The 14,058-nt window shown below is 45.9% G+C and carries 11 protein-coding genes; 5 read left to right on the forward strand and 6 right to left on the reverse strand.

Annotated features, from left to right (window positions below; all coding sequences use genetic code 11):
- The first annotated feature begins 116 nt into the window (after positions 1-116).
- Entirely contained in the window at positions 117-1,238 is a 1,122-nt protein-coding gene (locus tag FD961_RS04150) for an NADH:flavin oxidoreductase/NADH oxidase (RefSeq protein WP_215394221.1), read from the forward strand.
- 23 nt (positions 1,239-1,261) lie between these two features.
- A complete protein-coding gene (locus tag FD961_RS04155; protein WP_371817160.1) occupies positions 1,262-2,245 on the forward strand; it encodes a Bug family tripartite tricarboxylate transporter substrate binding protein in 984 nt (327 codons plus the stop codon).
- A gap of 20 nt (positions 2,246-2,265) precedes the next feature.
- Here FD961_RS04155 and FD961_RS04160 read toward each other — a convergent pair whose 3' ends face one another.
- Positions 2,266-3,576: an amidase gene (locus FD961_RS04160; protein WP_215394223.1), complete on the reverse strand. Its 1,311-nt coding sequence runs from the start codon at positions 3,574-3,576 to the stop codon at positions 2,266-2,268.
- A 71-nt stretch (positions 3,577-3,647) separates the two neighbouring features.
- Between FD961_RS04160 and FD961_RS04165 the strand changes: the two genes are divergently transcribed.
- Genes FD961_RS04165 through FD961_RS04175 form a run of 3 tightly spaced genes read left to right on the forward strand, consistent with a single transcriptional unit; the run spans position 3,648 to position 7,542 of the window.
- Complete coding sequence (locus FD961_RS04165; RefSeq protein ID WP_215394224.1) at positions 3,648-4,310, forward strand: SprT family zinc-dependent metalloprotease; 663 nt, start codon at positions 3,648-3,650, stop codon at positions 4,308-4,310.
- A gap of 57 nt (positions 4,311-4,367) precedes the next feature.
- The gene (locus tag FD961_RS04170; RefSeq protein ID WP_071465849.1) at positions 4,368-5,459 is read left to right on the forward strand and encodes a tartrate dehydrogenase; all 1,092 of its coding nucleotides are present in this window, start codon (positions 4,368-4,370) and stop codon (positions 5,457-5,459) included.
- Between the two features lie 19 nt (positions 5,460-5,478).
- Positions 5,479-7,542, forward strand: a complete 2,064-nt coding sequence (locus tag FD961_RS04175; protein ID WP_215394225.1) for a tetratricopeptide repeat protein — start codon at positions 5,479-5,481, stop codon at positions 7,540-7,542.
- On the opposite strand, the gene dnaQ is transcribed toward FD961_RS04175, so the two are convergent.
- The 5 genes from dnaQ to FD961_RS04200 form a co-directional block, all read right to left on the reverse strand.
- Positions 7,539-8,249 carry a DNA polymerase III subunit epsilon gene (gene dnaQ / locus FD961_RS04180; protein WP_215394226.1) on the reverse strand — a complete coding sequence of 237 codons (711 nt, stop codon included), beginning with the start codon at positions 8,247-8,249 and terminating at the stop codon, positions 7,539-7,541. The two genes, FD961_RS04175 and dnaQ, sit on opposite strands and share 4 nt — an antisense overlap.
- Positions 8,249-11,347 carry an efflux RND transporter permease subunit gene (locus FD961_RS04185; RefSeq protein ID WP_215394227.1) on the reverse strand — a complete coding sequence of 1,033 codons (3,099 nt, stop codon included), beginning with the start codon at positions 11,345-11,347 and terminating at the stop codon, positions 8,249-8,251. Before FD961_RS04185 ends, dnaQ begins: the two co-directional genes overlap by 1 nt.
- Positions 11,344-12,669: an efflux RND transporter periplasmic adaptor subunit gene (locus tag FD961_RS04190; protein WP_215394228.1), complete on the reverse strand. Its 1,326-nt coding sequence runs from the start codon at positions 12,667-12,669 to the stop codon at positions 11,344-11,346. The genes FD961_RS04185 and FD961_RS04190 overlap by 4 nt, the downstream gene beginning before the upstream one ends.
- A gap of 111 nt (positions 12,670-12,780) precedes the next feature.
- Positions 12,781-13,245 carry a ribonuclease HI gene (rnhA, locus tag FD961_RS04195; RefSeq protein WP_215394229.1) on the reverse strand — a complete coding sequence of 155 codons (465 nt, stop codon included), beginning with the start codon at positions 13,243-13,245 and terminating at the stop codon, positions 12,781-12,783.
- A gap of 9 nt (positions 13,246-13,254) precedes the next feature.
- Positions 13,255-14,052, reverse strand: a complete 798-nt coding sequence (locus tag FD961_RS04200) for a class I SAM-dependent methyltransferase (protein ID WP_215394230.1) — start codon at positions 14,050-14,052, stop codon at positions 13,255-13,257.
- Positions 14,053-14,058: the final 6 nt, after the last annotated feature.

The following is a 14,058-nucleotide window of genomic DNA, read 5'->3' on the forward strand; positions in this document are numbered from 1 at the left end:
CGCTAGACCGTGGGTCTGCACGACTTCGCTGTCTCGTTTATTCTATTTTTGCTATTTTATCGCTTTAAGCTACGTATTGTGTTTTTATCCCCTTTTATGACTTTTAAGGCATTTCTATGAGCCTCCTGTTCTCACCCTACACCCTCAATTCCCCTCGTGGGCCATTAGAGCTCGCCAATCGCATCGTAGTGGCCCCGATGTGCCAATATTCCGCCGATAACGGGGAGGCAACTGATTGGCATCTGATGCACTGGGGAAATCTTCTGAATAGTGGGGCTGCTCTATTCATTATTGAGGCTACAGGCGTTACTCCTGAGGCTCGAATTACGCCTGCCTGTCTTGGTTTATGGGATGACCGCACTGAAGCGGCTCTCCAGGATAAATTAAGCCGTGCACGCAAATTAGCACCAGCTACCCCTGTGTTTATTCAGTTGGCGCATGCTGGTCGCAAGGCTTCAAGTGCAACACCATGGAATGGTGGTCAATTGCTGTCGGTTGATCAAGGTGGATGGGAAACTGCAGCGCCATCAGCAATTCCGCAACTTGAAGGCGAGCGCTTGCCGCATGAGCTCACCAAAGCAGAATTAAAAGATTTAATAGAAGCTTTTGTCATGGCGGCTAAACGCGCGGATCGTATTGGCTTGGATGGAATTGAGCTTCATGGTGCCCATGGCTACTTGCTGCATCAATTTTTATCGCCAATTGCAAATCAACGCACCGATGAATATGGCGGCTCATTTGAAAATCGAATTCGTTTCCCGCTGGAATTGTTTGCGGCAGTTAGAGCAGCATACAAGGGTGTACTCGGCATTCGTATTTCTGCAAGCGACTGGATGGAGGGTGGCTGGACGCCAGAGGAGACGGCTAACTTTGCTAAACAACTCAAACCCTTAGGTTGCGACTTTGTACATATCTCTTCTGGTGGAATTTCACCAAACCAGAAAATCGCCATTGGGCCTAACTACCAAGTTCCTTTCGCTAAGATTGTCAAAGATCAATCGGGCTTACCCACGATGGCGGTTGGCCTGATTACAGATCCACATCAGGCAGAGGCAATTTTGCAAGCAGGAGATGCAGACTTCATTGCCTTGGCCCGAGCTTTCCTGTACAAGCCACGCTGGGGTTGGGAGGCCGCTGCTGCACTTGATGGTACCGTGAAAGCCAATGAGCGCTACTGGCGCTGTTTGCCAAGAGAGGCGCAAGCTGTTTTTGGTAGCGTTAAAGTTGGACAGCGATAAAAATTCTATAAAAAGATTTGGAGATGAGGATGACTTTATTTCAGCGTGTATGCAGTGCTCTTATCCTATTTGGATTAGTTACATTATTGAATGTTGCGAATGCCGATAGCTTTCCGGATAGGCCGATTGTCCTAGTTGTCCCTAACCCACCCGGTGGCTTGGTCGATACCTCAGCGCGCTTATTAAGCGAGCCTTTAACTCGTGTTATCGGTCAAGCAATCGTAGTCGACAATAAGCCAGGCGCTAGCGGTAATACTGCTTACCAATACGTTGCCAAGGCAAAGCCAGATGGCTATACCTTATTGATTTCTTATTCGGGATATCACGTTGGTAATCCGGCTTTGATGGATAAACTGCCATGGGACCCAATTAAGGATTTTTCACCAATTGCTTTGCTGACAGTCTCTACTAATGTCATTGCAGTTCACCCTTCAGTTCCAGTTAACAACTTAAAAGAATTTATTGCCTATGCCAAGGCCAATCCAGGTAAATTAAATTACGCCTCACAAGGCAATGGCTCGGTTTCTCATATCGGTACTGAAATGTTTAAGCAGATTACTGGAGTGGATATGGTTCATGTTCCCTACAAAGGTTCTGGCCCAGCAATTCAGGATGTGCTGGCAGGGCAAGTACAGGTTTTTATCTCAACACCACCCTCAGTGATGCAGCACGTGCAAAGTGGCAAGCTCAAAGGTCTAGCAGTCACTGGTAAAAATCGTCACCCTGGTATGCCTAATGTGCCGACTACTGCAGAGGCAGGCTTACCTTCATTTCAATTGGAGTCTTGGGTAGGGCTATTTGCGCCTGCCGGAACACCAGCACCAATTGTTGCAAAATTAACGGACTCAGTGAAGAAGAGTTTGGCTATGCCTGAGGTAAAGGAGCGTGCCGATGCAGCAGGGGTCGAATTGCGTTACCAAAATCCAGCTGCAACCGAGGCATTAGTAAAGAAAGAATTGCCTTACTGGAATAAAGTGATTAAGTCCGCAAACATTACGCTCGACTAATTGGAGCAAGCAGTAAAAAATTAAGCCTGATCTCGCAAGACGGGATCAGGTAACGTTTTTGCAAGCGCTCTTGCAGCACTTAATAAGAAACGATCTTTGCCTGGACCCGCAATCAGTTGAATGCCTAGTGGCAAACCATTGGGTCCGCTTGCAATATTCAGATTGATGCAGGGCAGTCCCAATAGAGTCCAAATTCTGCAGAACACAGGGTCTCCTGTGCCATCCTTCAGAAGGGGGGCTTCACCAATTGCGCTGGGAGCAATGATGAGGTCCAGTTGATCTGCAAATAACCCAGACATATAGGTGCTCGCAGCCTTGGCTTCCAATAAATCAGCTACGTATTGTGAATAGTTGATTTGTGAGCCATCAATAATTTGCTGGTTAATTTGCGGGCTCATTTTTTTTGAAAAGTGCTCACGTTCAAATGCAAGGCTGCGAGACATTTCATTTAGCATGATGCGAGTTTGTATTTCTCTAAGCCCATTAAGATGAGGCGGTAAGTCTAAGTCGCTTATTTTTCCTTTGGCGATGGTCTCAGCACTAAAGCGGGCTAGGGCTAATGCGCCAGCAACTTCTTTGCTTGCTAATCCCCAGTCTGCAGTTTTGCAAATGGCAATGCGCGGCTTATTGTGCAAGTTCTCGATGGTGGCAAGATCCAAATCACCACTCATAGCGGCAACACCGAGTGCAACATCCTCGACGGTTCGTCCAAAGCACCCCAAGGTATCTAAGGACGGGGCCAAACTTTTTACTCCGGCGACACTGATCTTTCCATAGCTCGGCTTGTATCCCACAACCCCACAAAATGAGGCAGGACGAATAATGGAACCAGCAGTTTGACTGCCAGTGGCTAAGGGCACCATGAAATCAGCCACTGCGGCTGCAGAGCCGCTAGAAGAGCCCCCTGGCGTATGTTGATCGTCATGTGGATTGCTTGTTGGTCCACTCTTAAAGGAGGCAAACTCTGTGCTGACCGTCTTTCCCAGAATGATGCCTCCAGCTTGGCGCATGAGAGCTACCGAAACTGCATCGCTACTGGGGTAATGTTTTGCATAAATTGGGGAGCCATACCCCGTAGGAAGGTCATAGGTATCAAACAGATCTTTGATTCCGATAGGTAGACCATGCAGAATCCCCTTAATGGCGCCCTTATCAAGAGCTTTGGCGCGTGCGAGGGCATTTTCCTTACCCAGGCTTACCCAGGCCTTAACAATGCTCTCGCGCTGTCCAATTCGATCCAGGCAGGAGAGCAACAAATCACTCGCTTTGATCTCGCGTTGAGCGAGGGCTTTTGCTGCTTGGGATGCACTCAGGCTTTCCAGATCTTTCATCCGTCCATTCTACTTTTGGTGGCGTATGATCGCAATTTACCGTTTTTAATCTTTCTTATATCTGCATAAAAATGAAGCAACATTCTGTACGTGAAGCATGGCTGGAAGATGCCGTTAAACATCTTGAGCCGGTATTTTCAAAGGCAGGCTATGCCATTCCGCCTGTGAGGGTATCTTGTGGGTTTCCTGCATCAAGTAGCCCCAGAACAACTTTGGGCCAATGCTGGCCTAGGGAGCGCTCTGGGGGCGGTGTGAATGAGATTTTTATCTCACCCAAAATTGACGATCCCGTGCAATTACTGGATACATTGGTTCACGAGCTATGCCATGCAGTGGATGATTGCTTTAGTGGCCATGGTGAAGATTTCAAGGGTATTGCTCAGACAGTTGGTCTTGAAGGCCCCGCTCGAATGGCTCATGCGACTGAGGAGCTTACGGTAAGGCTCATGATGATTAGTCAAGAGCTTGGTCCATACCCGCATCAGGCAATTGTTTTTCCACCGCCTAGGCCAAGTAATGCCAGCAGAAGCAAAGCAAAATGTGCTCAATGTGGATATGAGGTCACTTTATTGAAAAAATGGGCTAGTTATGGGGCGCCGATCTGCCCAAAAGACAATACCCGCATGCAAGAGGATGCCCCGGAAACCATTGAAAACACCACCGAATACGACAGTGACTCCGTTGGTAAGGGGCAAAAAGTTGCTCCAGACCAGATTCGCAGAGCTATTAGCTGAGTATTCCTAGGTAAAATTACCCTTTAAGTCCATAAAAATAACTTCTTGAGACAAAAAATGAACGCCAAAAAAATATTTAAGAATCCCAAAATTGCCGTTATTCCTGGAGACGGTATTGGTAAAGAGGTTATGCCTGAAGGTGTACGCGCGCTAGAGGCAGCTAACCGTAAATTTGGTATCGGCATGCAATTTGATCACTTTGATTTTGCTAGCTGTGACTACTACCTCAAGCACGGCAAGATGATGCCGGATGATTGGTTTGATATCTTGATGCAATACGATGCGATTTTCTTTGGCGCTGTTGGCATGCCAGATATTTTGCCGGACCACGTTTCTTTATGGGGCAGCTTAATTCAGTTCCGTCGCGGTTTTGACCAGTATGTCAATTTACGTCCGGTGCGTTTGTTGCCAGGCGTTCCATGCCCATTGGCTAATCGCAAGCCTGGTGATATTGATTTCTTTGTAGTGCGCGAGAACACGGAAGGCGAATACTCTAGTGTTGGCGGCAAAATGTTCCCTGATACCGATCGCGAATTTGTGATTCAAGAATCAATCTTTACTCGACAGGGCGTTGACCGTATTTTGCAATACGCATTTGACTTAGCGCAAAGCCGCCCTAAGAAGCACCTCACATCGGCTACGAAGTCCAATGGTATTGCTATTACCATGCCTTATTGGGATGAGCGTGTAGAGGCGATGTCTAAGAAGTTCTCTGATGTAAGAACTGATAAATATCATATTGATATCTTGGCTGCTCATTTCGTCATGAATCCCGATCGTTTTGATGTTGTGGTTGCTAGCAATCTGTTTGGCGACATCCTGTCAGATTTGGGTCCCGCATGTACCGGTACGATTGCTGTTGCACCATCTGGAAGTATTAACCCAGAAGGGAAATTCCCATCATTATTTGAGCCAGTCCACGGCTCTGCACCAGACATCTACGGCAAGATGATTGCTAACCCAATTGGTCAAATCTGGAGTGGGGCGATGATGCTTGATCACCTTGGCTATCCAGAGGCTGGTAAGGCAATCTTTTCTGCCATTGAAAATGTACTTGCATCAGGCCCAGGCAATGCTCCACTAACGCCAGATCTCGGTGGTACCGCTAAGACGGACGACTTGGGTAAGGCTATTGCGGCGGCCATCTAAATAATCTACTGATCAAGGCATGGCTCAGCCATATGCACCATTACTCCAGCAGATGTTGCTGGAGTTTCAGAATCAACGTCTTGAATCAGCCGATCGGTTGGCTCGTGCAATATTAAAAGTAAATTCAAAGGATTTAATTGCTCTTCAAGTCCAGGGCTTATCCTTGGCAATGCAGGGCTTTAACTCTGAAGCTATTGAGCCGCTGAGCAAGGCTTCTAAACTTGATCCTAAAAATCTGGAGCTTCTGGCAAATTTGGCTAAGGCACAACATAGTGCAGCAAGTTATATTGATGCCGCTAAGTCTTTTGAGAGGCTCAATTTCTTATTGCCTGGTAATCCCCAGATTCTTACTGATATGGGGACATCCTATTCAAAAATTCGTCAGTACGAAAAGGCCGCTGTATGTTATCAAAAAGCCATTGAGATTGATCAAAAATATTTCTTAGCATGGTCCAACCGGGGCAATTTGCTGGCTGAGCAGGGCTTTCCAGTTGATGCAATGCCTTGCTTTGAGCAAGCCCTTCAGTTAAATCCTAGTTATAAAGAAGCGTGGACCAACTACGGTAATGCATTGTTTGATTTAGGTCGCTTTGACGATGCCTGTAAGGCGCATGATGAGGCGTTGAGTCTGGATACTGGGTATGCGGAAGCTTGGTTTAATAAGGGCAACGCGCTCACCGAGTTAAAACAAGATGAGTTGGCTCTCATTCATTATGAAAAAGCCTTTAGATTAAAACCTAATATCCCTTTTTTAATTGGGCAATTTATTAATGCATTAGCACTCCAATGTAAATGGGAAGCGAGTGGGGAGTTAATTGAATCCGCCTTAAAGTTGGTTGCAGAAAGAAAATCTGCAGTACCGCCGTTCATCTTGTTGCAAACCCCGGCCTCTCTAGAGTTGCAAATGTTGGCTGCACAAACTTATATTCGCAATCGCATAGCTTATGTAAGCGAGGATAACCTACCTGTTTTGCCTACAAGCCAAACAAAAAAAATCAAAGTTGGTTATTTTTCAACTGATTTCAAGGATCATCCGGTTGGCATTCTTATGGAGAATCTACTGAAGTTTCATGCTCGCTCACGTTTTGAGGTGATAGGATATTTTCTTAGCAAGCCATCTGAGGATCAGTTGGAAACTAGACTAAGACAATCTTTCGATACGTCTATTGATTTATTTGGCATGCATGATGCAGAGGCGCATAAATTGATTCTTGAATATGGGCTAGATATTGCCGTTGATTTAAATGGGCATACAGCTGGAGCAAGAACGGGGTTATTTGCACGAAAAATTGCGCCTGTGCAAATTAACTATTTAGGCTATGCGGGCACCTCAGGCGCTGATTTTTATGATTGTCTAATAGCGGATGAAGTGGCAATTCCAAGAGATCATCACGTGCATTACACCGAGAAAATTGCGTATTTACCAAATTCATTTTTTCCCGTAGATACCAGCATTTCTATTTCAGATTTGGGTAATCCCCCCTCAAGACATACTCAGGGTCTGCCTGAAACAGGTTTTGTATTCTCTTGCTTTAATAATTCATACAAAATTAGCCCTCAAATATTTGATGTGTGGATGAGATTGCTTAAGCAGGTCCCGGGGAGTGTTTTGTGGTTATCAAAAACTTCTGATAAGGCAATGCTGAACTTGCAAAACGAGGCGCGGTCTAGGGGGGTTGAAGTTGATCGACTGGTCTTTGCCAATCGCGTGCCTGCAAGAAAGGACCATTTGAGCCGTTTGCGTTTGGCAGACTTGTTCTTGGATACGCCAAATTACAATGCGCATGCAACGGCTGCTGATGCGTTATGGACGGGTGTTCCTGTTCTAACGCAGCTTGGGTCGACATTTGCAGGTAGGGTGGCTGCTAGCCAACTAAGCGCTCTTGGGTTAGATGAGCTCATCGTCAATTCGTCTGAGGAGTATTACTCGAAGGCGTTGTCATTTGCTAAAGACCCTGAGGTTTTGTCTGCAATACGCAATAAACTTGAGGAAGGAAGGGCGACTGCTCCTTTGTTCAATACGCAGCAATACGTCAAAGAGTTAGAAGCGCTCTACTGCCAGCTTATAGAGCAAAAGATTTAGCTCCCAGAGACGGCAGGGCTCCAAACAGAATCCTTCTTACTTGCTTTCATAATTTCAGACAATATCTTTTCATGCTGTTCAAGTTCATCTGAGTTTGCTGTCATGACCTTGAGATTGGTTGGCAACGGTTTGGTATGGCCAGACGAGTCAGTACCAACTGTGTAATCAATCAAATCAATTGACAGGTCCTCTTGACCTCTAGTCATGGCAATATAGACTTCAGCAAGTAGCTGGGCATCTAATAGCGCCCCGTGTAGGGTGCGATGTTCATTGCTAATTGAAAACCGCTCGCAGAGTGCATCTAAAGAATTGCGTTTACCAGGGAACATCTGGCGGGCATCTAATAAAGTATCGATTACCTTTGAAGCAAGACCGCGAAAGGGAGGGCGCTTCAGGAGGGCAAATTCATTATCCAAAAAGCCCAAGTCAAAGGCTGCGTTGTGAATTACGATTTCAGCGCCATCGACGAACTCAATCAGCTGTTCTACGATATTACCGAAGAGAGGTTTATCCGATAAAAACTCTCTAGAGAGTCCATGAACTGCAAAAGCGCCGGCATCAATGTCACGCTCAGGATTAACGTAATAGTGAAAGGTGCGGTCTGTTAGGCGACGGTCGATAACCTCAACGCAACCAATCTCAATGATGCGATCACCTGTAGCGGGATTTAAACCCGTTGTTTCCGTATCGAGAATAACTTGACGCATTAGGTTCCTTCAAGCACTGACGCTGGAATGTCCATTGGACCATTGCCGGCGTATTTATCGAGGTAAAGGTAAATCACCGGTGTGATGATTAAGGTCACAAATTGAGAGAAGATCAAGCCGCCAGCAACGCTAATGCCAAGTGGTTGGCGCAGTTCAGCGCCGGCACCAATACCGAATGCAATAGGTAGTGCGCCCATTAGGGCAGCAAAGGTCGTCATCATGATGGGTCGGAATCGCAAAATACAGGCTTCACGGATTGCCTTCTCAGGTGTCATGCCTTGATTTCGTTGTGCATCAAGTGCAAAGTCAATCATCAAAATCGCATTCTTTTTGACGATACCAATTAAGAGCAAGATGCCAATCGATGCGACGATTGTTAATTCAAATCCAAATAAGCGTAATGACAGAATCGCACCAATCGCCGCGGATGGTAAGCCGGCCAAAATGGTTAAGGGATGAATATAGCTTTCATATAGAACTCCCAAGAGGATATAGATCACTCCCAATGCCGCAAAAATCAGAATCAGTTGTCCAGATTGGTTGCTCTTAAATACAGCAGCATCCCCTCCATAGCTGGTAATGATTGAAGGGGGCAAATCAATTTGCTTGGTGTACTCCTCAATTTTCTTGGTGGCATCACCCAGGAAGACATCGGGAGCTAAGTTAAATGAGAGCGTAACCGCAGGAATTTGACCCTGATGATTTACTGCAGTGGGGCCTATTGTCCGGGTAAAGGTTGCAAGACTGGACAATGGGATTAACTTGTCGGTAGCGCGTCCTCGCACAAAGACTTTGTTCAGATCGGTTTCATATTGGCGGTCATCTTCTGAAGCCTCAAGAATGACGTAGTACGTATTTACTGGGGTGTAAATTGTGGAGACCTGTTTCTCACCATATGAGGTGTACAAGGCTGTACGAATATCTGCGATAGAAACACCGGCACTGGCAGCCTTTTCACGATTGATATCAATCTTGACGTTCAGGCCCTTAAGTTGAGAGTCACTGGTGACGTCTCGGAACATTGGATCGGCGCGCATTTTTTGCATGAGCTTATCCGCCCACTCATTAACACCTTCAAAACCAACGCTTTGCAAAATAAATTGGTAACGTGACTTACTATTTTTTCCGCCCAGCTGTAAGTTCTGAACGGGTCGCATGTAAACCTGAAGACCTGGTAACTCTTTGAACTTCGCACGAAGACCTTCCATTACCTTGGACATCTTTTGGCGATCGGCTTTATCTTTCAGAATAATGAAGATACGGCCTGTGTTGGTTCCAGAGCTTGCTCCTCCACCAACTACAGAGATAGAGCTAGCTACATTGGGATCTGTATTAACGAGTTCAGCTGCCTGATCTTGTAATGCCAGCATCGCTTTAAAGGAAATATCTTCGGATGCTTCAGTGGTAGCCTGAATTTGTCCAATATCCTCTTCAGGGAAGAAGCCCTTAGGGCTATTAATAAACAATACTACGGTAATTACAAAAGTAGATACCGCCCCCCACAATACTTTTTTCCGGTTACGTAGAGCTAAATCCAAATAGTGAATATACGTTTTGAGCATCCAATCAAATAGTCGATCAAATTTTTTATTGATTGCGTATTCTTTGGCATGTTGACCGGGCTTAGGTAGAAAGCGACTGCATAACATTGGAACAACCGTCAGAGAGACGATAGCCGAAACAAGAATAGACAAAGATACAACTACTGCGAACTCTCTGAAAAGAAGGCCGATTGGCCCTGCCATAAAGAAGAGGGGAATAAACACCGCAACTAATGAAATCGAGATTGAGATGATGGTGAAGCCAACCTCTTTGCTGCCCTTGAGGGAAGCTTTAAGAGGCTCCATTCCTTCCTCAATGTAGCGCATGATGTTTTCAAGGACCACAATAGCATCGTCAACTACCAAGCCGACTGCCAATGTAATGCCTAGTAGGGAAATGTTATCAAGGCTGTAGCCCAAGAAGTAGAGCAAGAAGAATGCCCCAATCAAGGAAATCGGCAAGCTGATAGAAGGAATAATCGTTGCTGAAATGTGTTTTAAGAAAAGGAAAATAACCAGAACCACCAGAAGCACAGTTAAGGCTAGTGTGTAGTTCACATCATGAATTGCTTCAATAATGGATAAAGATCGGTCATTTAGAAGTTGCAGTTTGACTGACTCAGGCATCTGCTTTTGCAATTGTGGAAGCAGCTCTTTAACGGATCTCACTACTTCAACAGTATTTGCGCTTGGCTGGCGCAAGATGGCAATTGCAATGGAACGCTCCCCATTAGCACTGGCTAGTGTTTTAACGTCTTCATAACTTTCACTGACATCAGCAATATCTTTTAAATAAATCGGTAGACCATTTTTTTGGCTAATGACTAAATTGCCAAATTCTTCTGGCCTCACTAATTGCGGATTAGCGTAAATCGTGATCGCCTGACGTGGGCCATCAAGGACGCCCACAGGACTATTGGCATTGGATTTATTAATGGCAGTAGCGACATCATCCATTGTGAGATTGCGGTTTGCAAGCGCATCTGGATGAACCCGGACACGCACGGCATAGCGCTTTGCACCATAGACGAGGACTTGAGCTACGCCACTAATAGTGGAAATGTTGGGCGACAGCAAGTTTTCTGCGTACGCATTTAGATCTGACAGGTTTACAGAGGGTGAACTCATACGCACTACCAAGACTGGCGTATCAGCAGGGTTGACTTTTCGATATGACGGCGGAATCGTCATTTCAATTGGCAAGCGCTTTTGTGCGCGCAGCAGAGCAGCTTGTACGTCTACTGCAGCCTTATCAATATCACGATCGTTATTAAATTCCAGCGTGATACTGGTGCTGCCCAAAAAGTTCGTTGAGCTAATGACGGTAATGCCGTCAATGGTAGAAAACTCTTTTTCTAGCGGCAGGGCTACTGAGGCAGCCATGTTCTCTGGTGAGGCACCGGGAAGCGATGCACTAACCGAGATGATTGGTGAGTTAAAGCTAGGAAGGGCAGCGACAGGAATTTTTAAATAAGCGACTGTGCCGGCAATGACGGTTGCTATTGAAAGCAATACCGTCATTACGGGACGCCGAATACATAACTCGGATAACGTCATTTTTTATCGCTAGTAGTTGTTGCAGCTGGAGTTGGGCTTGTTGCAGGGCTATTAACCGGCGCTGCACTTGATTTAGCTTCACGGGTTTTGCTACCTGGACGTAAATTCTGCTTTCCTTCAACTGCAATGCGATCACCCGCTTGAATTCCAGTAATGACAGAATTTCCCTGGTACTCATAAATCACCTTGATTGGCACTGAACTTGCCTTGCCATCCTTATCTAGGGTGTAAACAAATTTCCCGCGAGGATTAATCACAACCGCTTGTGACGGCACGGATAAGGCATCTTTCAGATCGCTAGCTACTAAAGAGACGCGCGCAAACTGACCCGGTAGCAGGGTCATTGAGTCATTGGGTATCTGCGCTTTAACTCGGACCGCTGCGATAGATGGGTCCACTTGGTTATCAACCACCAATACCGTGCCCTCATAAGTTTTCTTACTCGTATCACCAACAGTGACTTTGACCTTTAAGGGCTCACCATCAAGCTGATTCTCCAGGAGGGTGGGTATATCTTTCTCGGGAATAACAAATTGCACGTTGATTGGATTGAGTTGCGTGATCGTTACCATTGCGCCAACGCTGGAAGTTGCAGTCGAGCTGGTAGAGGTAGAAACTACGTTGCTGGCCTGAACCAGTGAGCCGGGGAATACATTCACAATGCCTGCACGCCCATCGATAGGCGAACGAATGTAATCAAATGACAGCTGTACTTCAGCAGCTTTAGCTGCTGCTAATGCTGCTTTCGCATTGGCAGAGGAGGTTTCTAAGCCTGCCTTGGAGATGAAGTTTTTGGCTACCAGCTCCTTAGCGCGTAAATACTGACTCTGAGCATCGTCTGCCAAAGCTTTGAGTTTTTCGTAGTTAGCCTTGTCGTTGCGATCGTCTAATTGGAACAGTAAATCGCCAGCCTTTACCTCTTGACCATCTTTCACCAATATCTTGGCGACAGTATTGGTAATCATTGGGCGGATATCCACAATGCTGTTAGAAACAATAGTTCCCGTAGCTTCAATAATGAGGGGGATATCTTTTTTCTCAACAATAACGGAGGTGACTGTTACAGGACCACCCGCTTTATCAGCTGCAGGGAAAAAATAATCGTAGACCTTTGAGCCGGCGTATAAAAGAATTAAAACCAAAAAAATGCGCCACTTAAATTTCAAAACAAATGCTTTTACTGTTGCGTAGTCAATTTTCTTAAGCTTATCTAATTGGGGTGAATATTTTTGCCACAACGAGCACAAGTGGGCTTTGCCAACTGTTTTAAGTTGGCCTAGTTTGATGACTAGCTGATCCAGAGAAGATTCTATTTTTGACACAGTCTCGTTTTTCTAGGTTTTTTATGGTTTAAATGCAGTTTCTAGCGATTTTAAGGCTCACCCATTCTCTCATAAGACCGAAGGAAAAGCCTTGTCAGAAGACCATAAGCACTAAGGTAAAAACTCCTCTACACCCTTATTGGCTAGCTGATCGGCCAACTCATTACCAGGGTGACCGTTATGTCCACGGACCCAATGCCACGAAATTTCATGATCTGGAATCAAAGCATCCAATTCTTGCCATAAATCAGAATTTTTGACTGGCTCTTTACTGACTGTCTTCCAGCCCCGTTTTTTCCAGCCCTCTAGCCATTCTGTAACCCCTTTTTGGACATATTGGGAGTCAGTCCAGAGTTCTATTGAGCTTCTTTGCTTTAAGGCGCGCAGAGCAAAAATAACAGCACTAATTTCCATGCGATTGTTGGTGGTGTGCTTTTCACCCCCATGTATATGCTTCTCATGATTTCCTGACCGCAATACAGCTCCCCAGCCACCAGGTCCTGGGTTCCCTTTGCAGGCACCATCGGTGTAGATCACGATATGGGGAGGGTGATGGGCTGGTTTGTGATGTGGCATAGCGCTAATTTACTTGTTCTTTAATCTATTGCGTTCTGCAGCAGGGGCTAATTGAGTGATTGCGGGTACACGAAGCGGTTGAACCTGACCAATTAGTCTCATTCCTTTTTGACGTTTAATTGCCGAAACCAAAAAGACAGCTCCGAATATGGGCCACCAGCGATTTCCCATGGGCTCTAAAAAATCCATGCGAGTCATTGATGCTTCACCCTGCAGCGGCAATTTATAACAACCAAAGTGGCCACGATCTAAGGAGAAATTTAATAATTGCAGCCAATCTTTAACCCGGATGAGGCTAATAAATTGACCATCTCTAGGCAAGTAGGGGTTGCCGATAAGCCTGCTGAGATATTGTCTTGCCCCCCAGAGGCTGGCAGGATTAAAGCCTGAGATAACTAGACGACCCTCGGGACGCAATACACGATCGACTTCACGCAGAATTTGATGGGGATCTGAAGCAAATTCCAGTACATGTGGCAGGACAATGAGGTCAATACTTTCATTGGCAAACGGCAGTTCAGTAGCATTACCTTCAATTGGGTGCCATCTAAAACGTGAGGCACTTTCTCGATTGTCATTGGTGTGCACCAAAAGTGCATGTAAAGGCATGCGATTCTCGCTAAGCGCATTCATTTGGGGCAAGCCAATTTGAACTGCATGAAAGCCAAAAACATCTGACACAATCTGATCAAAGCATTTTTGCTCCCAGCGGAGAACATACCTTCCAGGTGGTGATTGCAGCCATTTCTCCCATGAGCTCCATGGAGGTGCAGGCGTCTGCGAGGGGATGGGTGGGGTTGGTATCATCGGACT

The organism is Polynucleobacter sp. TSB-Sco08W16 (assembly GCF_018687455.1).
Classification (GTDB): Bacteria; Pseudomonadota; Gammaproteobacteria; order Burkholderiales; family Burkholderiaceae; genus Polynucleobacter.